The organism is Labilibaculum filiforme (assembly GCF_002843315.1).
GTDB lineage: Bacteria > Bacteroidota > Bacteroidia > Bacteroidales > Marinifilaceae > Labilibaculum > Labilibaculum filiforme.
Window position 1 is genome coordinate 486,501 of record NZ_MVDD01000003.1, and the last position, 25,826, is coordinate 512,326.

A 25,826-nucleotide genomic window follows, 5' to 3' on the forward strand; every position below is an offset into this window, starting at 1 on the left:
CCCTTCCTTCTCTTTGATTAACCTTTACTTAGTTTGTTTTACTCAGCATCTTTGCAGAGTAATATTTCAACAGTTTAAAAGATGAATCAAATTATACAAGGGATGAATTATACAACACTATTGGATAGAGGAAAAGCTTTGCTATTGTGGATTTATAAGAATATCACGAATAAATTTACAGCCCCTTTCAGAGTACTAAAAGATAAGTTTCCAGTAATAGACAAATATCCTGTAGTAAAGTACAGTTTAATTCCTGTGCTTATTGCCTCGATTTTTGCTGTTCGCTATATCCTTAAATTTGTTATTAACGAATTAGCTGAATGGACTTCTGGTTTTGTAAACGAAACAGCTGATTATTCCATCTCCGAAAGAACAATTGTACTAAGTATTGTAGCTGTGTTTATTCTTGTGCGTGTTGTTTTGAAAATAAGGAGCCAACAAAATAAAAATAGCCAACAAAAATAAAATTCATAAGTAGCACTCAATTTCGTTGAAAAGTACCAGATTATCAGGAATTAGTTACCTATCAACTACAAGGGTAATCGATAGCTTTGTTTCTAAATAAGTTATTGAATTCAACAAGAAAAATTATAAAAAACATAAAAATGAATACAAAGAAACACCGGAGTCGTAAATCTAAAATTACAGTATCCATAGTTGCCATTTTACTTGTCGTAGCCTCAATAGTCGCTATTATTTGGTTTAAAATGCCAAGTGAGCAAAGAAACATGGTGTCGTTTATGATGAAGAGCGGAGCGAATTATGATGCATATCAAGAATATCAGACTATTGATAGAAATAAAATAGCTCCACAAACTACTTCTTTTAAGCCTGTTGTTGCCAAAACAACCGATGATGATTACAACAGTAATGTTACTGTAATCACAGAAATGGTACGCAATGAAACATCAAAAATGCTTAAAAAAGCCATGGTGAAACCTAATGGTACTAATGGTTACTTGGGTTGGCAATTGATCGCAGATGAAGGTTTTGAAGAAGGGGTGAATAGTTTCGGCCCATCACCTCTTAGTTATTTGACAACAGGTGTTGCGGCTAATTTGCATACACAGATTATTCGAGTAGCAAAAGTTCTAAATATTGAATTAGACAATGTAAAAGTGGAAGTATTGAATAAATTTCACTGGAATGATATGATGTCGGCCAAAGGAGCAGGTTTTCTTGATGAAACTCATACAAATATCATTATTGAAAGCAGTGAATCGGAAGAAACCATCCAAAACTTAAAAAATATTGCCTTAAACTCGTGGACTGCTGGTGAAGGTTTAGCCAATGCAACTACGATTAAACCCACTTTAGTTGTGAATGGAAAAAACTGGGACAATTATCGTGCGACTCCTGGCACGACTCTTACCGATGAAGCTTATGTAGATGGACTGAAAATAAGTCACATAACTGATGGACCGATAAAATCAGACTACATCGAACAGGTTGCTAAAGGCATCGGTGATCAGTCAATGGATGATATTTCAAATTTGGTGTTTGAAATATTAGCCATCTCAGAGTCTGCAGAAAATTCTGATAGACCTTATTTAAAAAAAGTTACGGTTTCTTTTAATAGTACAGGCTCAGAAACTTGGGAACTTTACTCCGATGAGTTGAATGGTGCGGAAGGAAAAGCTATGGCTCCAACATCTTTGGAATATGTAACAGCAGGAACGGCTTTGTGTCTTACATCACAAATGACACTTGTAAGTGCTATGTTGGATTTAAACTGCAGAGATTTTCGAGTGGAACAGCAAATTGACTACCGAGAAGAAAATATAAATTCTACCGAAATGGTTGGTTTCGCAGACATCGTTCACTCAAGTGTTCTAATTGATTCGGATGAATCGCAGGAAAGATTGAATCGTTTTTATCAACAATCTCTCTCGATGTGTTTTGCTGGTGAAGCTTTTAAAGGAGCTACCGACATGTATACTCATTGCTATTTGAACGGTAAAGAAATAAATTAGTCTTATAATAATTCAATTTAAAATTGAAGTTTATATTCATCAACGCAAGAAGTAAAAAGAGATATAAAAAACTATCGCTTTAGGCTTTTTCCTGAAAAAACAAAAATAAAATAGAAGATAAAATGAATTACGACGTAGTAATAATTGGCGGTAATCCTGCCGGAGGAGCAGCAGCAGTTTCTGCAAAAATGTTGCATAAAGACAAATCAATATTGATCATTAAAAAGGAACCGGTATCTCTTGTTCCTTGCGGTATTCCTTACACTTTTGGAACCTTAAACAAGGTAGAAGATAATCAGATTGATCCTGAACGTATGAAACAAGGAGGCATAAATGTTCTTATCGGTGAGGTAACTGTAATCGATAGTGTCAACAAACAGTTAAGCTTAAAAAATAGTGAGCTGGTTTCGTACGACAAATTGATTGTTGCTACAGGTTCTGTACCTTTTGTACCTCCTATTCCTGGGGTTGACTTAGAAGGTGTGGTAACCATTCGTAAGGAAATGGAATATATTAAAGCAATACAGCCACAATTAAAACAAGGTAAAAATATTGTTGTGGTTGGGGCTGGCTTTATTGGTGTTGAAATGAGCGACGAACTTAGCAAAGTTTGTAAAAATGTAACACTTATCGAATCGATGGATTCTATATTGCCATTGGCTTTCGATGAGGAAGTAGTTGAATCAGCTGCAAGGGTTCTACAAAATCATGGTGTAAACATTCGCACCAACACCCTGGTAGATAAAATTGTAGGCGAAAACGGAAAGGTAAGTGCAGTAAAGCTTAAAGATGGAGAAGAAATTAAAGCAGACCAAGTAATACTAGCAATTGGTTATAGATCGAATGTTTCTTTGGCAAAAGAATGCGGCATAAACATCGGTATTTACGGTGGTATTATCACCGACGACTACATGCGTACAAATATCAAAGATATTTTTGCAGTAGGTGACTGTGTAGAACACCGTGACTATTTTACCAATAAACAATCGAAATTGATGTTAGCCTCAACCGCCGCTTCCGAAGCGCGTGTTGCAGGAATGAACTTATTCGATTTACGAATTATCCGTCAAACCAAAGGTAGCATTGCCATCTTTTCAACTTCTCTCGACGATATTTCGATGGGAGCAGCCGGACTTACTGAAAAACAAGCAAAAGCGGAAGGCTTTAGAATAATTGTAGGCGTACATAGTGGCGTTGATCATCATCCTGCAATCTTACCTGATACTTCGAAACAGATAGTCAAATTAATTTTCTCTGAAGGAAGTGGTGTGATTATAGGAGCCCAAATCGTTGGTGGTGTTTCAACCGGTGAAATGATAAACATGTTAGGTTTGGCTATTCAAAAAAATATGACAGCATCAGAATTAGCGTTAATGCAATATGGCACACAACCTAAACTTACAGCTGGTCCTACAGCTTATCCAATTGCTTTAGCTGCTATGAAAGCTGTTCATAAAATCTATGAATATAATAGTTGTATATTATAACAATAATTCGTGAGATATGAGATTTAAGACATGAGACTGATTTACAAACGACTTATTATCAACATATTGATAAAAATGCAGCAGGTTTAAAAGGCACTCATTATCAGATCTTTACTAAACCTTACCGAACTATTGTTATAAGTTAGGCCAATAAAATAGCAGAATCTTTAAAACTAATAATCTCAGATAAGTAAACTCTCTGTTCTCGCACAGTTTAATTGTGTGGTTTGGCACTAAGTACTATGAGTAATGTGCTGTCGCATTATGTTATTTATAATTAACTGATATACGGCTTGTTTTGCAATTGTTAATTGCCCATTATTAATTACTAATTACTTAATTAATACATGACCAATTAATCTGAGTCCACAATAATGAAATAGAACAAGCAAAGTATCGCTTTGCTAATAATTTTAAAATCCTGAAAGTAAAAGTCTTTCAGGATTTTTTGTTAGCTCAAGTTAAAAAAATATTGCTCCGTTGAAAAGTACCATATATTCCTCATTTAGCACCTTACTATCACTCTTCCAGACTCTTATTTTTGTGTAGCAAGTATTTTAAAACGGGAAATCAATTAGTTGTTGAATAAAAACGGAGGATAATATGGCAAAATCGAATAAAAAAGATCCCTCATCGGTAGGTCGAAGAGATTTTATGAAAAAATTAGGTTTAGGAGTTGGTGCTGTTGGCTTTGGAGCCGCCGCTTATGCTTCTGGATTTAAAAATCTTGATAAAATGATGGAAACCCCTTTAGCGGAACGAAAATTACCGTTTTGGGTAAAGGAAGTAGATGAGCCTACTGTAGAAATTGATTGGGAGAATATGGAAATATTCCATGGCCCTGAGAATACATTATTCAATCCTGCTTCTTGGGAGAATCCTCAAGATTACATGGACATATACGATAGAAATATTGCATCAACAAAGAAAAATGTTCAAGATAATGTTCCTGGTCTTTCGTTAAAAGACAGAGCTTTAGCAGATGCTAACTGTTGGGGTTGGGGCGGACGCTCGGGTGCGGATTTAGCTTCCCCTTGGGCAGGTGCTGATGTTAAGGCAAATCCTATGTGGGAACATCCTACCATGTTTTATACTCCTGAAGATTATGGAGTGTCGAAACATGAAGGAACACCAGAAGAAAATTCTAAAATGCTACGAACTGCAGGAAGAATTATGGGAGCTTCTGACATGGGCTTTGTAAAACTCGACGAAAAAACAAAAAAATTATTGTGGGGTAAGATTACATTTGAAGACGTAGAAAAGGGATACGCAGAACCAGAAAAAAACAAATATGTGTTACCAAATAAAGAATTGTGGGCAGTATGCTCTGTAATACCACAATCCTTATGGATGCAGCAATACTCCGAGCGGATGAGTTGGGCTTCCAGTAATACCATGAGTTATTCAAGAGCCAATATTTACGGAAATAGATTGAGTGTGTTTTTAAGAGGTTTAGGATATCAAGCCTATGGTGGAGATACCGAGTCTATGGGACGCTCAGTAGGTTTTGGTGTAATGGCAGGACTGGGAGAGTACGGCAGAGCAGGTATTCTGATTAGTCCAAAATATGGAACTGATATTCGAACTGTATTGATAACGATTACAGACCTGCCGTTGGCAGTTACAAAACCGATAGATGCTGGCATCACCAAATTTTGTGAAACCTGCAAAAAATGCGGAGAAATGTGCCCTTCCGGCGCCATTAGTATGGAAGAAAAACCATTCTGGGGAGGTGGTGAAGCCTATCAGGCAAAAGGAATTAAAGGATGGTATATGGATGCCAAAAAGTGTTATTCTTTTATGCTGGGAGGCGAACCGGATTGTAGTCGCTGCCAAACTGTTTGTCCATTTACAAAATTTGATGACGCGGTAATACATGACCTCATTAAATTATCAATCGGATCTGCTCCTCTTTTAAATTCAGCAATCCGAAAAATGGACGATATATTTGGATATGGCGAAGAGCCGGACTTAAATGAAACACCTTGGGATTTAGATCCAATGGATATTCCTCTTTACGGTTTAGATAAATCCCGTTCATAAAGAGATATTAGAATTGAGATTGGAGACTTTTTCATCTCCAATCTCCATCTTATCATCTATAAAAAAATAACAACAAGAGGTTTGAGTAATAAGACATGAATAAAAAAAACACCATCTCATGTCTCACATCTCCTATCTCACAATCTAAAAAATATGAAATTAATTACTTGGAATTGGTTCTGGTATGTTTTGGTAGGTTTTCTAATGGGTGGCGGAGCCGTAATGATATGGCACATCTTAAAAAATATGAAATTAAAGATGGTTTGGTTTGAGTGGATTCTATTAATTCTCTGTTTTTTTACTTTCATGCTTATGAGTCAAACCTTTATTGCATCCTTTCAAGAGTATGAACCTCGAGCAGCATGGCTTTCGCTCGTTTTTATGGGAATACCTATTCTTTTAATGGCGGTAGTAGTATACAGATCGATAAACAAGCGATATTCTAAAATTAAAGCACTTAGCTGAGGTCAAAAAAGACTATATCAAACACACAATTAACAAACAAAAAAACTTATATGATTACGACAATAGTTAGGCGCATTTCCACACCTATTACATTAATTAGCATAGAAAAGGAAACGTTTGGGACGTACACATTTAAGTTTGCTGTTCCCGAGAAAAGTAAATGGACCCCTGGTGCATATGCTCATTTCTTAAGTTCAGACCTGCAAAACGGAGAAAAAGTAAATAAAGAATCGGTACGGGAATTATCAATCATGAGCCATCCCGATGAAAAATTTATTGGGTTTACAACTCGAATCCGTCAGAACCCTTCCGATTTTAAACAATGCTTGCTTAACCTTAAACCAGGCGAGGCAATACGTATGTTTAAAATCGGGAATCATTTTAAAGATAAAGGAACCGATAAACCGATTGTTTTTATCAGTATGGGAGTTGGTTTAGCTACCTTTCGACCACTAATTTTGGAGCATTTAAAAGATGCTACCAAGTTCGCCTCAATGATAAATATAAACATAGATCGTTCTGGTAATTTTGTATATCAAGAAGAACTTGCAAAATTAGATGAAAGTAAGTTGAAAAATGTGTTTGTAACAAATAGAGATGATTTGTACAGAGTAATTAGTCAGTGCATTAACAGCGATGACAATATATACTATGTAGTAGGCTCAACGGAGTTTAATAAATCCATAAGAGATTTTTTACTAGAGAATAATATATCGAAAAAAGCAATTGTTTTAGATGAGTAATACCATCTTACTCAAGACTTATTACCCTGATGAATTAAGAATATGACAAATTTAAAACAGCAACTTAGAGTAAGAATTAAGCATTAATAATACAGGCCTTCGTGTCAATGAATCGCTGTGTAATTTTTGATGCATTTGTGTTGATATTTGTCCTTATCCAGTAATCCATAAAGTGAACTAAATTAGACTTTTAATAATGAGTAAATCAGCTAATAAAATCCGTTTTACGATATACGCAATTGCCTTTATTCCTTTTATTCTTCTATTAGCAACAGGAGTTATTTTGCTAAAATATCATACAGGAGCACCACTAGAATCAACGGTTATGGGATGGAATGCACATTATTGGTTTTCATTTCATAAGTTAACAGCTGTGCTATCTATTCTTTTAATTTTGCTTCATCTTTTTGTAAAAACTGATTGGGTAAAAAACTTACTTCTTTCCAAATTGAAAGCCAGATTTAAAGCATCAAATATAATTTTGTTCATCGTATTTATTATTTGCTCGCTAACTGCATTATGCTCTTGGCTAATTTTCGATGGTGCCAATATTGCGGAACTTTTAAGAGGAATACATAACAAATTAGGATTGTTGCTTATTGTAATGTTTGTAATCCATTTATGGAATTACAGAAAAGTGATTGTTTCTCATTGTAAAGAATTGAAATAAAGCCAAAGAAGAATAGAGATGCAATTGAATTAATTATACTTTTTATATAATTGTTGATTGCCCAAATTAGAATGCAGTGCAATGTGTAATAAAAAATCAAATAAAAAGAAAGCAGAAAACTGGCTCGCTATTATTGCCATACTACTAATTATAGTGGCTTGGTTTGTTGGGGGACAACTGGAAAATGCAGATATCCTCTCCTCTATTCAGACAAAAATGCCTGAAATTGCCAAATTAAAAGAAGTTGAAGAATCTACTTACCAAATTTATAATTCAAACGAAGAACAACTAGGTTATCTTACTGTGGAAGCCGCCATGGGATATGGTGGTCCGCTAAAAATGGCTGTTGCAGTCGATCAGAATGGAAAAATATTCGATCTTGCAGTTATTAACTCCAAAGAAACCCCTTCGTATTTAAAAAAAGTTCTGGATGCTAAATTCCTTGATCGACTGATCGGTAAATCATCTCAAGACGAATATTCCCTTGGTAATGGAGTTGATGGGATTTCAAGTGCTACTTATTCCTCGCGCGCCATAGTGCAAGCCACAATCAAAGGAAATCGATTTATTGCGGCTAAAATGCTTGGCTTAGATGTACCAAAAGAAGCAAGTCCTTCTTTAAAATTTGGGACTCCTGAAATAATTTTGCTACTCCTTTTTGCAGTAGGATATTTTGCTCATAAATCTACGTTTAAGTACACAAAAATTGCTCGGTGGGGAACCATGCTCGTTGGTTTATTTGTACTCGGTTTTTTTTACAATAAACCTTTTACTCTTTCCATGATCAACCAGTTATTTTTGGGCTATTTTCCTCCCTTATATTCACAATTATATTGGTATTTGCTGTTGGGTGGAATTTTTCTTGTGCTTACCGTAGAAAATAAAAATCCGTACTGCTCGTGGTTTTGCCCATTTGGCGCTGCTCAAGAATGTATGGCTTTGGTTGGAGGTGCAAAACCCAGATCAACAGGAAAATTTAAAGATGTATTAAAATGGACCTTAAGGACAATTACTTTTTTGGCCATTATTGCAGCTTTACTATTGCGAAATCCAGGCGTTACGAGTTACGAAGTGTTTGGTACTTTATTTAAACTAACAGGCAGTGGTTTGCAGTTTGCAATATTAGGTATCGTTTTGGTAGCATCATTGTTTATTAAAAGACCATGGTGTACCTATCTATGTCCTTTAGGCCCGGTAGCTGATTATTTTACTTATTTACGAAAATTGATATTTAACAAATGGAAAAAACAAAAAGTAAACGAATAGGCGAAATTGTTGTAATAGCTGTTGTAATAATTTGTTTGGGCTTAATTAGTATTCAATTAGTAGGTAGCATTCAGCATTCGATAGATCTCAATTTTTAATCCTGTAAAGTAAAACTTGAATATAAAAGCATTCGCATTTCTTGTTTGAAACAGAACAAAAGAAAACTTTTTCATCAATAAATCAGGGACTTTGTCCCACAAGATTGGCTTAGTGGTAGTTCAAGGGTTAAACTTTAAAAAGTTTAACCCTTTCTATTTTGCAGTAGTACAACAAACAATATTTTACCCTCCCATTTTGCATTCGCAGGATCCAATTATTGGGTTTCCCTTTTGTTCCAATAAAACCAGTCCTTTGCAATATTCTTAAACGGAAAGAACCAATCGTTCCTGTCCTCTTTATCTATCAAAAACTTTACTTACCCTTTAGCAGGTACAACAAATCGGGAAATCCATTCAGAAATCCCGATTCATTATTTTATATCATCTATTCCTTAAAAATTATAAAGCTTCTCTGCTATTCCTTTTAAATCCTCTTCGCCTTTACAATCTGAATATTTTAAATTCATTTCGCGAATAAACTCGTCGGCCGATGTTGCTTTAAAAGCTACTTTCTTCATGTCCTTCAAATACTTAATTTGAAATTCTAAATCGTCGACTCCTGCTTTTCCAAATCCATGCGAACCTAACAATAAGGTATATCCTGCTTTTTTAGCTTTAGTAGCATCGGCAAGCGCTCCATCTATAGCCAATTTGCTTTCAATTTGATTTTTAGATGCATGAAACCCCTTTGCAGGAGCAAAATGTTGGTAATAAACATTCTCGCCAATAGCGATATTTACACCAGGCATACCAGGTACCGATGTTGGTTCCAGCGTGTACTTCACACCATCTACTGTAAAAGTTGTAGAAGCATCAATCTGCTCGTCGAAAGCTACAATTTCCGTATCCATAGCTCCCTTAAATGCTTTATCAAAGAATCCTAACATTCCTTTTGCTGCATCCGACTTTAAAAATTCTGCCATCGATTTTGTGATCACCTTGTGTTCCTCCCTGTAAACCTTTAAGCCTGCTGGATGAAACGAAACAAGCACTCTCTCAATGGGTTTGCCTAATTTTTCGGTGTAAGCAATAAATTCTTCTACTTTGCCTTTAAAAGCCTGTGGCTCGAGTATTACAAGACTATTCTCCCCTTCTATAATAAAAGAAACATCTGCCATAGCATCAAAAGAGGCATAGGTGTGTAGGGTAAAATTCTCCATCTTATTGATTGAAAAATTGGCTTTAGGTTGTGCATATGCCGAAATTGCGATCATTGCAGCAGCAAGTAAAACACTTAATTTTTTCATTTTCTTATCCTTTTTTTGAATCAACGAGCTAGTTATTTCTTTACCTAGCTCGTTGAAATTTATTTTTTAGTGATATTTTTATCAAGCACTTATGCTAAAACATTTTTTACCGATTCGGCAATTGGAGTTGTTGGTCTTCCTAAGATTTTGGAAAGTTGTTTGCTATCGTCAAACAAATCATTTTTAGATGCACTCACATCCCAACTTGCCAAACCTAAGGCTAAACCCTCTGGCAAACCAATATTTTTAAGAATGTTGGCATATTCTTCTTCAGGAATGTTGTTGTATGGAATGGTTTTCCCCGTTTGTTTGGAAATTTCGGCAGCTAAATCGCTTAATGTATAAAAGTGATCTCCGGCTAATTCAAAGCTTTTTCCTTTATTTGTTTCGTTGGAGATTACAATACCAGCCGCTTCTGCGTAATCGGCACGTGGAGCCGATGCTATTTTTCCTTGTGCCGCACTTCCTAAAAATGCACCACCACCAATCGCACCAGGTATCGATGCTGTGTAGTTTTCAGAATACCATCCGTTGCGCAAAAGTGTGTATGCAATTCCTGATTCTTTTAAAGCTTGTTCGGTGCTTTTATGCTCTTCGGCAAGATTTAAGCTAGTTGTTTCCAGGTGCAAAAGACTAGTATATACAATCCATTTTACACCAGCCTCTTTCGCTGCGCGAATAACATTAGCATGTTGCCCGGCACGTTGGCCAATTTCACTTCCCGAAATCAGTAACAACCGGTCTATTCCCTGAAGCGCTCCCGTCAGTATTTCTGGTTTACTGTAGTCAAATTCGCGTACTTCAACACCTAAAGCACCCGCTTTTTCGGTATTACGCGCTAAGGCTACTATGCTTTCTATTGCAAGTCTTTTTTTGAGTTGCTCTACAACAATACTTCCTAATTGTCCTGTTGCTCCACTTATTGCTATCTTCATAACTATACTTTTTTTTTAATGTTTATCTCTATAAAAATCGAACACTACAAAAGTATGGCAGAGAGCAAAGGCAGGAAAGGTAAAAAAGCGCCCTTAGATGGTAATTTTACAATTGATTCTGTTTTTGATAGTCGGTAGGCAATATATTTTGGCGAGATTTAAAATATTTAGTGAAATTGGTAGGATCGTCGAAACCAATTTCATAAGCAATCTCTTTTACACTTAGGTTGGAGTGCACCAATAAGCGTTTAATTTCCAAAATTACCCTGTTTTCGATATATTGTTTTGCGGTAGTATTCGTACAGATTTTTAAAGCCATATTTACCTGCTTAGCACTCACATTTAGCGTTTTGCAAATATCTGTAACCCGCAATTTATAGCTTACTTTTTCCTCCAATATTTTTCTAAACTTTAGGTAAAGGGTAAGCGACTCATTACAGACTATATCAGCCCTTTCGCGCTTATTCCTTTCTATCTGAATTAAAAAATTCTTAAGTAAGTTGCGTTGGTACTCTCCCGAGTCGAATGGCATTCCCTTTTCTTGCTCGGTAATCATTTCCTGTAAAAGGGTATAAACTTCTTTATTTGCAATATGACTTTGCGGATTAATTGTATGATTAAATATGGTATAATCGTATAAGTAATGATAATCAAATTCATCCTTAACCAAAAAGTCGGGAGTAAACAGTAAGGCATATCCCTTAAGTTGTGGGTTGGAATAAAAACGTTGTACCTGTCCCATAGCTACTGGAATTACCGTATTTTCGGAATAGGCAATTCTTTCAAAATCAACCTCGTGCACTCCCCTTCCCTCGGTAATAATAATTACCTGATAAAAATTTAGCCGATGCGAGTAATAAGCTTTTTCACTAGAAAAAGTAAGAATCCTTTGCAAAGGAATAATTTCCAAACCTAAATTGGACTGTTTATTATTAAAATCATATTTAAAAATTATTGATTCATCCATAATACATAGGCAATTAATTAATTCAATAAACAATCATTTTCGGTATCATATGCTTGCATATACCTGCTAGCTTTAGCAAAAGCTATTTTACTTGGGCCAAAACACCTGATATTCTCTTAAACGTTTCATTTACAGATCGATCTTTTGTGATTGTTTCACAAAAAAATCAAGTCTCTTTGTATTCACCTCTTCCAAACATTTAATTTTTAAATGCCGGCGGTATTTCCCTTTCCCTTCGAGCACCTTTGCGGGATCTTCAAATAAAAACCCGTTGCTAAATTCAAAAGAAACGTGCTTCGTATATACAAACACACCTCCAAAATCCTCGTCTAAAGAAAATAGAATTCCACCATACATCATGCGCTCGGCAGCATTCGGATAATTTTCGAAAAGCAATTTACGAGAAGCTTCCACTATTTGATGCTTTACAGGATCTGTATTAACCAAGCTCTCTATAAACTCCCGAACTCCTTTATTTTCCGATTCTTTCATTTGTTAAGCGTTTTAAAGTCTCTTTTTCTTCGGATTGAAAATACTAACAATTAAGATAGAGGCTCCTGCACCAACTAATATTCCAGATAAAAAATCGGTAGTCTCTTCGTCGATCAGTACAATTTCGCCTTGGTAATAAAATTGATAAACTAGTCCTGCTACAAGGCAGAATAGTGCGATGATTATTTTGATTTTTTTACTCATAATTTAAATTTTAGTGTTGTTTACGAATAATTTTCACAATCCGATTGTAGCATATTTCCGCTAAATTCCAGTCATATCCATCAAAGTTAGTGGTATTATTAAATTGAATAACAACGGTATCAATATCTTTATGATATTCGGCAATACTCTGATAGCCGACTAGCAAACCTGTATGTTTGTACACGTAAATGGAAGAATAAATTTCCTGTTCACCTTCCTTAAACACCGAACCATCGTTTAGTGCCCGCAGGAATATACCTACATCCTCGGCTGTAGCGATCATTAAACCAGAAAATTCATTCTTTAGATCCTCTTCCACTCCAACATAATATCCACTCATCACCTCACTTATATCCACTTCGTGCAGGGAACCAAAGGTATTTTTAAGCTTAAGTGGTATCAAAATCTCCTCCTTTATAAATTGCAGGTGACTATATCCTAACACTTTATCAATTAGATCCGAAATCAACATATAATTCGTGTTTGAATAGCCGTAGTCTTTACCCGGCTCAAAGTCGGCAGGTAAATCGAGCGCGTAATTAAGTGTTTCCTGTTTATTTTTGGGCGGATTACTCCAATAATTGGGATGGTCTACAAAATTAGGAATGCCACTTCGGTGTTGCACCATCATTTTTAAGGTAATTTTGTCGGCATTTTCGATCCTTCCAACCAATTCGGGAAAGTAGGTAGCAAGTGTTTTATCCAAAGACAAACGTCCGTCTTTAACTAATTTTGCAACGGCAACGGCTACATACAACTTAGTGATGCTGGCAATCTTAAATAATGCTTGTGGCCGGGCAGGGATTTCATTTTTTCGATCGTGCCAGCCTGCGGCATAAAACGCTGCGGGCTTCCCAGCTTGGTCCACATAAACAATCATTCCATCAAAGCCATGTTCAATCCCCTCCTCTAATTGTGCCTGCACAGTATTAGGCAGTGGCAATATCCAAGCCCATACCAGTATCCATGGTACAAAAAACAGAGAAGTTATGCTCGAGCCAATTAATGCTATTTGAAATATTCGTTTGGTTAGCTTTTTCTTCATCATGTGCTTTTTTAGGGTAAAGTACATCTAGTAAATTTCTAAGCATAAATCGTGATTGATTGCCTCGGCGCTCCATCGCCAATAGAATGATAAGATTCTGATAAGCTGTAGGCAGAAACTCAATTACTAAACGTATTTACTCCTCGTTTATTAATCCTCCTAAAAGTACCGAAAGCATTTCAATTATATAAATTAATTGAAATGCTTCTTAAAAAAAGAGAATCAATAATAGGCTGGAAATTATCGGAGTAAAAAAAAGAAAACGACGGGAACTAAAGCCAGAATAGAACACAAATAAAAATATAAGGAACCGATTTTGTGTTAGAATTTAGATTTATCAATTTTAACCGTACTGCTCCGTTTGGCTGCATTTCGACGATTGTTTACATTTTGTTGGTATTAAAAAAAAGCCACTATAGGTAAATTGTTTGGATCTAACATTCCTCCTGCTACATTTACGATTTTAAAGTTTTTTGCCATTAAATACGATAGATGAATACTTAAAACTAATTATCATTTCATCAAACTGCTTGATATAGTCTTGTCCTAAATTGCCATGACACTTCTTATTTACTCCTCCAATACCTTCACTATGCAATTGTAAACTATCTAATTGTGCATCCGAATTAGCAATTTTAAGCGTTAAATTATCAATAACATAACCTTCAAACTCCACTCGACCACCTGCACTAGCAACTTTAAATGTTTTTTTTGGATAATTATCAACGATCGATTGTTTATATTCCTTGTAAAATAGTGAATATAAGGTAGTCGTTGTTGCTCCAGTATCAAAATGAAACCTCAAAGTATCTCCTTTATATTCACTTGCTAAAATGGGCATAAACCCATCCAAAGCAAAATTATCATACGAATATTCAGTAAGTTCTTTCGGAATAAATAGTTGATGATCTTGTCGCAGATGTATCTCTTCCATGGCTTTTATTACTGGAAAACCGATGATTCCTTTAATTGAATAGTCTATTTGAGGAAATGACAAATTTTCGTCGTCGAAAACAAGGAATACAACATTTGAAAATGTTAAGCCACCAATACTAAGTGTTTTTGCAATAGCTAAATCACTCTTCACTTTAGCTCCAGTAGCGGCAGTCACAAAAAAATCAGCTTTAATTAATTTTAACCCTAGCTGATCGACAAGTGATTTTTGTATGACTGAAAAATTTGCTCCTGTATCAAAAATCAGATTCAATGAAGTATCTCTAAAAACTGTTTTAATAGTAGACAAACCGACTTTGTCTTTTATTAATGGTATCGTAACATCCTTATTCCTTATGACTTTTTGTGGAGGAGTATTTATTAAGGCTTTCCAAATTTTGTAAGAATTTTGTACGTTATCAAGTTCCAACGAATCAATTATCCCTGAATATTTCTGTTGAATAAATTCACTACTTAACGCAGCGTTTCTGTATTCGAATAAGTTTCCTTCGTTTTGCAACTTCATGTAGTATAATGTTCTAATTAATGAATCATTAAGCGAAATTTCAGCATTGTCAAGTAGCTCTTTAATTGCTTTGTTTGATTCCTTAGACTTATTAAAAGCAAGAGCTATAACTGCTTTATAATAGAGAGCGTCCTCTTTTGATAATTGATTGCTTTGTCGATCATATAACTTTTTTAACTTAAAAAAACTTTCACTTTCGGCTAATTGTTCTAGTTTATTTATAAGATGAAGATCGGATGATTTGTCCGTTAAATTACCACAAGCAACAAATAGAAGTAGTACCGTTCCAACTAAAATTATTTTTATCATGGAATTATTTTGATTTTTAAACTAAAAAAATATTTTTTTCAACCTGCAAAATTAATTTTTGCATAAACTGAAAATTGAAAACTGCCGTCAAAACAAAAACCAGTGAGTTTTATTTTAAAAACTGTTGATTTTCAATTGTCAAAACACTCGGTTTTTCTACGTTTTTAAAAACAATTACTTTGGATTATTCCAACCGATTAGAAATTCACCTAAAACAAAATCAAGAACGATGACAATCACAATTATTGATACTATAATTCCGATAATTTTTACTGCTTTTTTATTCATTTTTATATGCTTATTTATTTGGAATAAGTTTGTTTTTATACTGATTTTTTATTCAAAATCTCTCACAACTGCGAGTGAATTTATATTATTTTTGAAATTTTCGCTCTGCAAATTGACCTATAAAGTAAAATGATAGAATCGGTATTAACATAAATTTCGCTGATTTTTCAAGTAAATCAAATTGATTAAGAGTCACTAATAAAATTGCAATTAGCAGTATCATAATAATATCAAATGTTCTTTTTTTCATTTGTATGTCTGTTTTGTTTAAATAAATGCTAATGTAAAAGTATTTATCCTTTCGTTTTTTAAAATTAACAAAATAGTTTTAGAAGACTGATTTTTGATTCTGAGAATAGTTCTAAATAAAAGACTTAATAGAATTGAACAATGTCGCCTGAACTATGGGTATTTAATTATTTTACCGCGTATTATAGCTCTCCAAATAAAGACTATTTTATCTTTTTAGGAGTGGCCGAATACATGTCATCTGCAGACACATACAATGCTTTCTTACTGTCTAAATTCTCTTTAATGTTTTGAGAAATCATTGTAGTTTTACCTACACCTCGAGGACTAACAATCCCAATCATAGGGCTATCCCTAGAGACTTTATCGTACAGATAACCTTTAAAATCTTTTGTTGTGTTTTATAAAAGCATTTTAAATTTCTGATAAAGTGTTCTCGTTGCATTGCTAATTATTTCATACAAATTGCACAAGGAAATCGACAATTATTTTTATTTGTACTCAAATTCAACTAAATACATTGCAATTTATAAAAAAGGTTAAAATATTTTTTTATTACTAACCGATTGTTTAGCTTTGTTGTGTAATTTAAAAACAATGGCAAGAAAAAAAGAATATAACGAAGGTGTAGTATTAGAAAAAGCAATGAATCTTTTTTGGCGAAATGGTTACGAAACTACTTCAATGAAAATGCTTGAAAAAGAAATGGGCATAAATAAATTTTCTATATACTCAAGCTTTGGAAGTAAACGCGGTCTATTTCTCGAAAGTGTGGTGAATTACAAGAAGAAAATAAATTCCATTTTTGAAGAATTAAAAAATTCAAATAATGGTATAGAAGATATAAAAGACTATTTCTATAATTCTATTAAAATTTGTAAGCTAACTGGAAATCAAAAAGGTTGCTTGGTAACAAACACTTATAATGAATTTTCAGAAAAAGAAGATGATCAAATTAAAGAACTAATCAATTCGTATATGAATAATCTAAAAGAACTATTCATCGAAAAATTAAAACAAGACTCTAGCAAGGATGAGTTAACCGTACTAAAACAAGCTAACTATTTATTCTTGGCAAAGAATGGTTTGGCAGCCGCGTCTAGAGTAAATAATGAGAGAGAAATTGAAGATTATATTGAAATGACCTTTAAGAATCTATAATTTTTTTATCTCATTACTAAACGATCGTTTGGCTATTGGTGTGATAACTAAAAATTGATTCCAACCAGGAAAAGTTACCGTACTAAAACAAGCTAAGCAATTCTTTTTTTTGCAAAGTATGATTTGACTGCAGCGTCAAGATTAAATAGTAAAAAAGTAATTGAAGCTTATATTGAAATGACCTTAAAAAATTAATCAACATTTTTTTTAATTAGTAACTAACCGATAGTTTAGTTATATACAATTACTACAATAAACATCTTAAATTAATAATTAAACAATGGAAAAAATAACAAAAATTTTAACAAGACTATTTCTTACAGGAAGAGAGTCTACTTTGCTAAAAGAAAGTCAAAAGAAGGTATTCCACAATAGTATCTATCGCACAATAGCGATACTCTTTGTTTGTATTTCTGCTACTACGATTACGACAAAGACTGTTTCAGCTCAGGAGCATCATGCGCACAAACATCATACTCACGACCTGGAACAGCTCAGAAATGATCGTCCCATACAAGAGAGAAATCCGGTTATCACCTACACCGAGCGCAACCCAAAAGAGGAATGGGTTACACCATCTATCACCCAAAAGCTTAAGCCAGGTCAGCGTGTGAATCACGAGTCGGTAGAACCGGTCGATAAGATCATTATACAGCGTTTAACCGATCGTACCTATTGGGCGTGGTCTAATCTTTACAGTTTGACGATTTATGTGGGCGACGAGAGCGTATTATTGATCGACGCTCCAGAAACCTTTCCATACGAAAAGTTCCTGAATACGTTGAAGAAGATAACGCCACTTCCAGTTTCGACGCTTGTGTACGATCATGTTCATGTCGACCATGCTGCTGGGGGAAAGATTCTTTTTGACATGATGCAAGCCCAAGGAATCAATTTACGGATCATTGGTAGCGAAGCTGGTGCAAAAGAAATTGCTAGGCATAAAAACATGGTTATGATGCCAACTGAAATATTGCCGAATGGTTATGCAACATTCCAATTTGAAGGGAAAACCTTCAAATTCGCAACACCAGTAAACGTAGCTCACTCCGGCGCCGACAGTTATGTCATTACCCCAGATAGAGTTGCGGTTGTCGTAGATTTTTTCTACCCTGGCTCCCTCCCATTAGCACAGACAAGTGGGGTTCAGGATATGACAGGCTACATTGAATTCCTTCGTCGATTGGCTGGCGAAGACTGGGATTACGCCAATTTAGGCCATGACAATGTGGGGTACAAGAAAGATTTAGAAGCAAACCTAGAATACCATAAGGATCTTTATATTGCAGCCAATAAATACTGGCCTGGATTCGGTGCCGAGGGGCTTCAGGCATTCAAAGGACAGAGTAGTGGTGTCTTAATCCGCAACTTTATGGATCAGATCGCAACTATTATGGCTAAGGAACAAAAAGAAAAGTGGGGCCATCTTCCTCATTATGAGCTTGCCTGGGATCATGCGCACAACGTACTTTGGGACTTTGCCTTGAACTGGGACTACACGGGAGCACGCAAAGAGAATAACTTAGAACGAGCAATTCCAGATTTTACTCCTATTGCGCCCCAAAAATCTGCTTATACACAAGAAATCTCTGCAGAATTTCCCTTTGAATCTAAATATATAGAAGTGCACGGGTCAAAGATGCACTATGTAGAAGAAGGAACTGGAGATCCTATTCTTTTCCTACATGGTAACCCTATGTCTAATTATCTTTGGAGAAACATTATTCCACATGTATCTGGCCAGGGACGTGCGATCGCACCTGACTTGATTGGATTTGGTAAGTCCGATAAGCCAAATATTGAATACCGAGTATTCGACCAAATTAAATATGTGGAAGGTTTTATTGAAGCTCTCGACTTAAAAAATATCACGCTGGTTGTTCATGATTGGGGCTCGGCAATTGGCTTGCACATTGCTATGGCACATCCTGAAAAAATCAAAGCAATTGCCATGATGGATGCTCATTTAAAACCTATAGAATCATGGAAAGAATTTTCAGATAGCGAGGAAGGTATCGAATCGTTTAAGGCATTTCGAACACCAGTTCTTGGCTATGATCTTATAACCAACAAGAATGTTTTTCTAAATGGCTTAATTCCAAGTGTAATACTTCGCGATATGAAGCCAGAAGAAATGGAGGTTTATAATGCTCCTTTCCCAACGGCAGAAAGTCGTCGCCCTATTTGGAGGTTTGCCAATGACATCCCTGTTATGGGCCAGCCAGCCGATACACATAAGCTATTTGCAACATATAGTGAAAAGTTAGTGAAATCTGAGGTGCCAAAACTCCTAATCAAGTTTGAGCCAGGGTTTATTATCAGAGATGAACAGTTTGCATGGGCAAAAGCGAATTTGAAAAATCTTACGGTAGCTAAGGTTGGCAATAGCGTACATTTCGTTCAAGAGGATGATCCTCACGGCATTGGCGAGGCTATTTCAGCATGGTATCGGAAGTTGAAGTAGTACTGTTTTGTGTTTCTCGGCAAATGGAATGGCAATTCGTTGCTAAAACATCTGTCGAGAAACAAATTTCCGCCCTTATTTGAAACAACAATTAAGAAAGATAAGCCTGAGAACTTTGACTTCTCACTGAGACGACTTTTAAAGCAGATTGATTCTGTACAATAAACTAATAAATAATGTCTAATAATAGGAGATTGCAATTATGAAAGAAAACAAAATTATCTGTTCGACAAATAATATCGATTACATCAGTATCAGAAAAGCAATGGTAGCTGGTGCAAGAACTCTTGAAGATATGAAAAAGCATGGGCTTTGTCTCACCTGTGATGGCTGTAAAAATGAGTTAGAAAAAATTCTTTCTTCAGTATGCGGCTGTAACAATGTTTCAATGGTCAATGTTATTGAAGCAATTAAAAACGGGGCCACAACAGTTGAAGAAGTTGGAAAACAGACAGGAGCCGGTACCGACTGCGGTAGATGCAAGGCTCTTATTGCTAATGTTATTGAAAAGGGATATTGATATATAACAGTTTAATTATAATATTATTAGATAAGTTCAGACATAGTGTTTGGGCTTATCTATAAAAACATCAATTATGAAAAAACCAGTAAAAATAATAACAGGGATTTTAGGCTTTATTATACTAGTTCCCGGATTACAAAAATTCACAGAGCCTTACAAGACTTTTGTGTTCCAGCAATTGTCATTGTCGGGAATCCCTTTCGCAGAAGTATTACAATACTTTGTTAAATTCAGCCAAATTGGAGTTGGGTCCGTATTAATATTTTTAGCATATAAAGGAAATACATTAAATAAATCTTTAAAAAATAAACTATTCTATTTAGGAAATTTTGCCATCATAACCATGATGCTTGTTGCGACTTATGTACATCTTCATCCTAACGTTCCTGCTCACATAGTGCCTATTAAGCCTCCTGTTATTCCTATTTCATATATTGTTCTTGTAAGTATTAATCTTTATTTGAATAGTAAACAAGCGATCAATAATTGATTTAAAAATAACTGGTGCTAAATTGGTCGTAATTACACCTGAAATCCAAGATGCATGCTAATCAACTTCAGAAAGACATAGCTTAAAGCTTAAAGTTTTAACTGATACTAATGGTGTTTACGCAAAGGAATTGGGATTACTGTTTACAATTAAAGAACAGTCTCGCCATGTGTCAAATTCCTTCAGGGAAATAAAGGGTGAGCGTGAGGTAAATGGAGGACTTTAAAAAAAGTCAATTACTGTTTTGAATAAAAAAAGAAGTTAAAATGAAAGAAAAGTTAACTATAGATATCGTTTCAGATGTAGTGTGTCCTTGGTGTACAATTGGCTATAAACGTTTAGAAAGAGCTATTTCAGAATTAGGGATAGAAGACCAAATACATATAGAATGGCACCCATTTGAATTAAATCCAAACATGCCTGCTAAAGGTCAAAATTTAACAGAACATATCACTCAAAAGTATGGTTCAACTAAAGATCAACAGAAAGAAGCGATAAAAAGAATGACAGAATTTGGAGAAGAATTGGGCTTTAAATTCGATTATTTTGAAGATATGAGAATGGTTAATACCCTTGAAGCTCATGTTTTATTAGAATATGCTAAAGAATCCGGCAAACAAACCGAATTAAAAATGCGTTTAACCACAGCCTTTTTCAGCGAAAGAAAAGATGTTTCCGATAGAAGCATTCTAAAACAAGCTTTATTAGATGTTGGTTTAAATGCTGAAGAAGCCTTTACCAAATTAGATAATGACGAAGCACGTTACGATATAAAGAGTAAAGAAGTCTATTGGCAAAAACTAGGTGTATCGTCGGTTCCAACAATTATTTTTAATCGTAAAAGCTCAGTATCTGGAGCTCAACCAGTAGATACTTTTAAACAGGTTTTAACAGAACTATTGCTAAAAGATTAATACCAATTTCACTTTGGAAGTAGTGTCCAAGTTTTGAGTTAAATCACTCATTTTATTGAGAGGAATTCTTTTCATGAAATAGCATTTTAGAATAAATTCATTGTAACAGTACCATTTTAAAGTCTAAATATTCGAATAGGTTTCAATAATACCATTTTATGGTTTAAATGCACCATTTTTTATTTTCTTCTTACCATACATTTGTATTAGTAATTTTTTAATCGTTAAATAATAAAGCAAAACAATTATGTCAAATAAAATTAGTTGGACCATTACTGCATTTGCCGTAATCGCGATGGTAGCAATGTATTGGTTACGAGAAGAAGGAGTTGAACAAGGCGAACATATTTTTCGTCCAGTTTCTCCAATTACATCAAAGACAAAGCCAGTAGATAATCGAGAAATGGTGTCCATTTCGGAAACAATAGCTTTAAAACCAGACCAGATGCTTGAAATTTCAGAGTATCCTATTGGAGAAATTAACATCCAAAAATTGACAGATAACAGCTATTGGATAATGCATAACCTACATGTTATGACGATGTATATTGGAGCAGAAGAGGTTCTATTAGTAGATGCTGCCGAGGGCTTATTTGCAGACCGATTATTGAAACGCATTGCCAAATTAACCGATAAACCTGTTACTACTTTAGTTTATACCCACCCTCATTTAGACCATGTTGGTGGCGCTCAAAATTTAGTAGATGCTCTTGCGAAAAAAGGGCATTCATTAAGAATTATTGCAACAGACCAATTTGTACGGTCATCCAAACAGTATCAACAAAACATTCCACAACCGACTGAAATTATATCAACCCCAGTTGGCTATTTCGAATTTGATAATAAACAATTTAAAATTGGTACTCCTGTAGATGTAGCGCATAGTAATGCGGACAGCTATATTCTTTTCCCTGACCGAGTTATCACGTTTATTGATTTTATTTATGCCAATCGTATGCCTTTACAAGATTATAGTGGTGTGCAAAATATGACGGGCTATATTACATTTTTGCGACATGTGGCAGGAGAAGAATGGGATTTTGCCAATACAGGGCATACTAATATTAGTGCACCAAAGGATTTGGCATTTACGCTTCAGTATACCAAAGATATTTATGACGCCTGGTTTGATGTAATTCTTGAGAATTGGGGTGTGTCAGGATACGCTCGAGGTAAATTAAAAGATGATTATGTAGCTATTTGGTTGCGTAATATATTTGATAAAGTAGCTTTTGAGGTTGCTAAAAAATTAGAACCTAAGTACGGGCATTATCCACAATTTGAATTAGCATTAGACCATGTTTTAAAAGTTCATTGGGATGGTTTCTTACATTATGATTTTGCTAATCATCCTGAGATTCGTCCACAGTTCACACCAATATCTCCACTTGAACCCACTCCAAAAACAAATAAGTAGGCTAGTAATAAATTTTTTACAATAATAGTAAAATGGAAAAAATAGAATTAAACAGTCTCGCTATCTCATTTAATGCAACTGACTTAAAAGGAAACATTATTAACTTAGAAGATTATAAAGGACAAAAACTTTTACTCTCTTTTTTTAGGAAAGCAGCATGTCCTTTTTGTAATTTAGGGATTCAACAACTAATTAAAAATCACCATAAATTCGAAGATAAAGGGATAAAAATAATTGCACTATTTGCATCATCAAAAGAAGATGTGGAAAAATACGCAGGTAAACAAAACCCTCCTTTTCCTATTATTCCCGACGGAGATTTTAAAATATATAAACAGTATGGTATTGAGGTTTCTTACATTAGGATGTTAAAAACTATGGCAAATCCTAAGAAAGTAATCAAAGCAATGTTCGGAGGTTTTTTTAGCTCAAAATCAATGAATGAAGATCCAGTTATACCTGCTGATTTTTTAATTGACGAAAATCAAAGAGTATTCAGAGCTTATTACGGAAAAGATTTTGATGACCATATTCCAATATCAGATATTTTATCGTGGAAATCCGGCAAAAGTTGATAATGATAATATAGTATAGAAAGTTTATTTTGAGAATAATAGTTAACGAAAAATATAGATAAGATGAATGTATTAGATGTAATAAAAAGAAGAAGAAGTATACGCAAATATACAAATCAAGAGCCCAGTGCAGATTTAATTAAAAATGTATTGCATGCGGGCAACTGGGCACCATCAGCAGGCAATAACCAACCATGGGAGTTTATAGTCGTAAAGGGTGAGATAAAACGTGAAATTTCGCAGGAATTTTACAATTTCGCTAAAGACTATATTCCAAAAGCCACTTACATTCCTGAAGATCAAAAAGTACGGATGCTTGAATACTCAAAAGATTTTGGCGGAGCGCCAATTCACATCATTGTAAGTTTTCCAAACCTAGAGGATGAAGAAAAAAAAGAAGAAGCTTTAAAAGCCTGCTGTGCCGCTATTCAAAATATTCTTTTGCAAGCAACGGAAAATGGTTTGGGAACAGTATGGATTGATGGAAATATAACTCACTCGAAGAAAGTGAAAGATATTATTGGGCTTTCAGAAGATCGTTTAATAGCTGGAATTATTCCAATTGGATATCCTGATATGAATCCTCCAGCACCACCAAGACTAGATTCTGAATTAACTAAAAAAGTAAAATGGCTTGGTTTTTAATATTTTAAACAAGTAAAATTGAAAATTAGGCTGTAAGGTATGTAGACCTTCCTCCCCCGCTACGTTAAAATTGTTGGTAGCAGGGGAGCCTGCTCAATTCTCCTTTTTTTTTTGACATTTTCATTACTGTATTTGTTTTATAATTCATTACCCTTTCACTATAAATACAGTATCATTTAGCCCTCCCTCCTTAAAGTTCACAACTATAGTTTCTTTTCTGTAAATAAGTAGTGAGTTTTTCCTCCCATTATTTTTTCTTCTTTTCGTTAAACATTGCCCGAAGTATGTTCATTGTAAAAATCAAACAAAAATTCAATACGTGCATTTTCGATTGTAAATACTTGCAGACAATATCACACATCAACCGCTTTACCTACCTCTTGATGTGCTTTTACTAAGTTTGGTGACATTATTAAATGGTCGTAAATTTGCCAAACTACTTTCCTAAAAAGTCCGCCAAATACACCATTCCCCATAAAGTAACAATAATGCCATCGGAACCATCAACGCCCCGTACCTATTGGGCAGTTGTTGCTACTAGAAGGTTTCGTTATTAGCGGAAGTTTTTTATTCTTTCCAAAATTCATCCTTCCAAATCTGTCTCTCAGTTTTCAACCAATGCCAAATCTTATTTGACCAAAAACTACTCATAGTAAGAGTCAATACATAATTATCCTGTGGGTTTATTATTGACCATGAATCAGCTTGATTTAACTCTTTGGTGTCAAAATATACTTTTAAGTCTTTATCAAATGTCGCAAAATGAATTTTGTCATTCTCCAAGATTGACCAGTTTTCAAGCCGAAGCAATTCAAAATCTGGTTGATGAGTTTTAAATCCATTATGGAATCTATAAAACTCCTTAGTCTTGTCAGAAATACTAATCCCTAAAGCCTTTTCAACTTGTTCAAAAGTCTCTTTTCCTGCTTTATCCCAGAGTGAAAAAGTGAATTTCTCATTTGAGTCTTTTACTTTCTGAAGGTTTAGCTTAAAATCTTTTAAATTCATTATTATTTCTTATCATTTAGATAGTCAGTTTCAAGGCTCTCCATATATTGAATTTCATCAATATTTTTAATTAATTGTTTAAGATTCTCCCAGTTTGATTTTGCTAATTCGCAAATAATCAACCATTCAGTGTCTCTTAAAATATTAGTATCAGACAAATTCTTTTTCTCTGGTTTTTCCACATACTTATCAAGAATCTTATGAAAATCCTTTATGATATCTAGTTCTTCTGTATTTATGATTTCATCATTAATGAAGTCAGTATAACCATCCTCAAGACTGAGGTCATTAAAATATTTGCATACTGCTTCTGTGAAATCACTAACTGAATTAGGATAATCATCAAGTAACCATAGTCGTTCTTGAAACTCAATATGAGCAAATTCAAATAGAGAAAATAACCATCTCTTTCTTATATTTTGAATAAGTTCTGTGTCCATTCAATGTTCTGTTTACCGCGATGTTGAAATGCAACCTAACGGCAGTCTGTCTAAAAACTCAACAAACTGCTCAAATAAGTGTTAAATATAGCTGTTTTAAGGATACATAAAAATTGATATTGCTTTTATTTTCTGACAGAAACCAAGTTCTTATTTTGGCTAATTTCAACCCTAAGAGCTCCATTAATTCAAGAAAGTAAGATAATAGCTGTTTTGCCCATTTTATCAGGGCTTTTATGCCAACAATAT

The 25,826-nt window shown here is 34.6% G+C and carries 27 protein-coding genes; 16 read left to right on the forward strand and 11 right to left on the reverse strand.

Annotation, left to right across the window (positions count from 1 at the left end):
- Window positions 1–81: 81 nt before the first annotated feature.
- The 8 genes from BZG02_RS06730 (at window position 82) to BZG02_RS06765 (ending at window position 8,647) form a co-directional block, all read left to right on the forward strand.
- Complete coding sequence (locus BZG02_RS06730) at window positions 82–465, forward strand: hypothetical protein (RefSeq protein ID WP_101260641.1); 384 nt, start codon at window positions 82–84, stop codon at window positions 463–465.
- A 140-nt stretch (window positions 466–605) separates the two neighbouring features.
- Entirely contained in the window at window positions 606–1,973 is a 1,368-nt protein-coding gene (locus BZG02_RS06735; RefSeq protein ID WP_101260642.1) for an OsmC family protein, read from the forward strand.
- Between the two features lie 122 nt (window positions 1,974–2,095).
- Complete coding sequence (locus BZG02_RS06740) at window positions 2,096–3,460, forward strand: FAD-dependent oxidoreductase (protein ID WP_101260643.1); 1,365 nt, start codon at window positions 2,096–2,098, stop codon at window positions 3,458–3,460.
- Between the two features lie 603 nt (window positions 3,461–4,063).
- Complete coding sequence (locus BZG02_RS06745) at window positions 4,064–5,503, forward strand: reductive dehalogenase (protein WP_101260644.1); 1,440 nt, start codon at window positions 4,064–4,066, stop codon at window positions 5,501–5,503.
- Between the two features lie 153 nt (window positions 5,504–5,656).
- Complete coding sequence (locus BZG02_RS06750) at window positions 5,657–5,968, forward strand: hypothetical protein (RefSeq protein WP_101260645.1); 312 nt, start codon at window positions 5,657–5,659, stop codon at window positions 5,966–5,968.
- Window positions 5,969–6,018: 50 nt separating this feature from the next.
- Entirely contained in the window at window positions 6,019–6,711 is a 693-nt protein-coding gene (locus BZG02_RS06755) for an FAD-dependent oxidoreductase (RefSeq protein ID WP_101260646.1), read from the forward strand.
- Window positions 6,712–6,907: 196 nt separating this feature from the next.
- Window positions 6,908–7,381, forward strand: a complete 474-nt coding sequence (locus tag BZG02_RS06760; RefSeq protein ID WP_101260647.1) for a DUF4405 domain-containing protein — start codon at window positions 6,908–6,910, stop codon at window positions 7,379–7,381.
- Window positions 7,382–7,462: 81 nt separating this feature from the next.
- Complete coding sequence (locus BZG02_RS06765) at window positions 7,463–8,647, forward strand: 4Fe-4S binding protein (RefSeq protein ID WP_101260648.1); 1,185 nt, start codon at window positions 7,463–7,465, stop codon at window positions 8,645–8,647.
- Window positions 8,648–9,137: 490 nt separating this feature from the next.
- On the opposite strand, the gene BZG02_RS06770 is transcribed toward BZG02_RS06765, so the two are convergent.
- The 9 genes from BZG02_RS06770 to BZG02_RS20695 all read right to left on the reverse strand — a co-directional run bounded on the left by BZG02_RS06770 (window position 9,138) and on the right by BZG02_RS20695 (window position 16,284).
- On the reverse strand, window positions 9,138–9,992 hold the full coding sequence (locus tag BZG02_RS06770) for a hypothetical protein (RefSeq protein ID WP_101260649.1): 855 nt from the start codon (window positions 9,990–9,992) through the stop codon (window positions 9,138–9,140).
- 89 nt (window positions 9,993–10,081) lie between these two features.
- Window positions 10,082–10,927 carry an SDR family oxidoreductase gene (locus BZG02_RS06775; protein WP_101260650.1) on the reverse strand — a complete coding sequence of 282 codons (846 nt, stop codon included), beginning with the start codon at window positions 10,925–10,927 and terminating at the stop codon, window positions 10,082–10,084.
- 106 nt (window positions 10,928–11,033) lie between these two features.
- Window positions 11,034–11,894, reverse strand: a complete 861-nt coding sequence (locus tag BZG02_RS06780) for a helix-turn-helix domain-containing protein (RefSeq protein WP_101260651.1) — start codon at window positions 11,892–11,894, stop codon at window positions 11,034–11,036.
- Between the two features lie 129 nt (window positions 11,895–12,023).
- Window positions 12,024–12,386, reverse strand: coding sequence for a DUF1801 domain-containing protein (locus BZG02_RS06785; protein WP_101260652.1), 363 nt, complete (start codon window positions 12,384–12,386; stop codon window positions 12,024–12,026).
- A 12-nt stretch (window positions 12,387–12,398) separates the two neighbouring features.
- Entirely contained in the window at window positions 12,399–12,590 is a 192-nt protein-coding gene (locus tag BZG02_RS06790) for a hypothetical protein (protein ID WP_101260653.1), read from the reverse strand.
- A 10-nt stretch (window positions 12,591–12,600) separates the two neighbouring features.
- Entirely contained in the window at window positions 12,601–13,635 is a 1,035-nt protein-coding gene (locus BZG02_RS06795) for a serine hydrolase domain-containing protein (RefSeq protein ID WP_101260654.1), read from the reverse strand.
- A gap of 463 nt (window positions 13,636–14,098) precedes the next feature.
- Window positions 14,099–15,403, reverse strand: coding sequence for a retropepsin-like aspartic protease (locus tag BZG02_RS06800; RefSeq protein ID WP_101260655.1), 1,305 nt, complete (start codon window positions 15,401–15,403; stop codon window positions 14,099–14,101).
- 373 nt (window positions 15,404–15,776) lie between these two features.
- Window positions 15,777–15,941 carry a hypothetical protein gene (locus tag BZG02_RS20790; protein WP_180335656.1) on the reverse strand — a complete coding sequence of 55 codons (165 nt, stop codon included), beginning with the start codon at window positions 15,939–15,941 and terminating at the stop codon, window positions 15,777–15,779.
- A gap of 202 nt (window positions 15,942–16,143) precedes the next feature.
- The gene (locus tag BZG02_RS20695; RefSeq protein WP_143470427.1) at window positions 16,144–16,284 is read right to left on the reverse strand and encodes an AAA family ATPase; all 141 of its coding nucleotides are present in this window, start codon (window positions 16,282–16,284) and stop codon (window positions 16,144–16,146) included.
- Between the two features lie 253 nt (window positions 16,285–16,537).
- On the opposite strand from BZG02_RS20695, the gene BZG02_RS06805 reads away from it, so the two are divergent.
- From BZG02_RS06805 to BZG02_RS06840, 8 genes are all read left to right on the forward strand, one after another.
- Entirely contained in the window at window positions 16,538–17,101 is a 564-nt protein-coding gene (locus BZG02_RS06805; protein ID WP_101260656.1) for a TetR/AcrR family transcriptional regulator, read from the forward strand.
- Window positions 17,102–17,381: 280 nt separating this feature from the next.
- Window positions 17,382–19,565: a haloalkane dehalogenase gene (locus BZG02_RS06810; protein ID WP_101260657.1), complete on the forward strand. Its 2,184-nt coding sequence runs from the start codon at window positions 17,382–17,384 to the stop codon at window positions 19,563–19,565.
- Window positions 19,566–19,767: 202 nt separating this feature from the next.
- On the forward strand, window positions 19,768–20,085 hold the full coding sequence (locus tag BZG02_RS06815; protein ID WP_101260658.1) for a (2Fe-2S)-binding protein: 318 nt from the start codon (window positions 19,768–19,770) through the stop codon (window positions 20,083–20,085).
- A 76-nt stretch (window positions 20,086–20,161) separates the two neighbouring features.
- A complete protein-coding gene (locus BZG02_RS06820; RefSeq protein WP_101260659.1) occupies window positions 20,162–20,578 on the forward strand; it encodes a hypothetical protein in 417 nt (138 codons plus the stop codon).
- A gap of 266 nt (window positions 20,579–20,844) precedes the next feature.
- The gene (locus BZG02_RS06825; protein WP_101260660.1) at window positions 20,845–21,492 is read left to right on the forward strand and encodes a DsbA family oxidoreductase; all 648 of its coding nucleotides are present in this window, start codon (window positions 20,845–20,847) and stop codon (window positions 21,490–21,492) included.
- Window positions 21,493–21,739: 247 nt separating this feature from the next.
- Entirely contained in the window at window positions 21,740–22,909 is a 1,170-nt protein-coding gene (locus tag BZG02_RS06830; protein WP_101260661.1) for an MBL fold metallo-hydrolase, read from the forward strand.
- A 32-nt stretch (window positions 22,910–22,941) separates the two neighbouring features.
- Window positions 22,942–23,484: a peroxiredoxin family protein gene (locus BZG02_RS06835; RefSeq protein WP_101260662.1), complete on the forward strand. Its 543-nt coding sequence runs from the start codon at window positions 22,942–22,944 to the stop codon at window positions 23,482–23,484.
- 63 nt (window positions 23,485–23,547) lie between these two features.
- The gene (locus tag BZG02_RS06840; protein WP_101260663.1) at window positions 23,548–24,129 is read left to right on the forward strand and encodes a nitroreductase family protein; all 582 of its coding nucleotides are present in this window, start codon (window positions 23,548–23,550) and stop codon (window positions 24,127–24,129) included.
- 567 nt (window positions 24,130–24,696) lie between these two features.
- On the opposite strand, the gene BZG02_RS06845 is transcribed toward BZG02_RS06840, so the two are convergent.
- Window positions 24,697–25,137 carry an SMI1/KNR4 family protein gene (locus tag BZG02_RS06845; RefSeq protein WP_101260664.1) on the reverse strand — a complete coding sequence of 147 codons (441 nt, stop codon included), beginning with the start codon at window positions 25,135–25,137 and terminating at the stop codon, window positions 24,697–24,699.
- Window positions 25,138–25,139: 2 nt separating this feature from the next.
- On the reverse strand, window positions 25,140–25,577 hold the full coding sequence (locus BZG02_RS06850; protein ID WP_101260665.1) for a hypothetical protein: 438 nt from the start codon (window positions 25,575–25,577) through the stop codon (window positions 25,140–25,142).
- Between the last annotated feature and the right edge of the window lie 249 nt (window positions 25,578–25,826).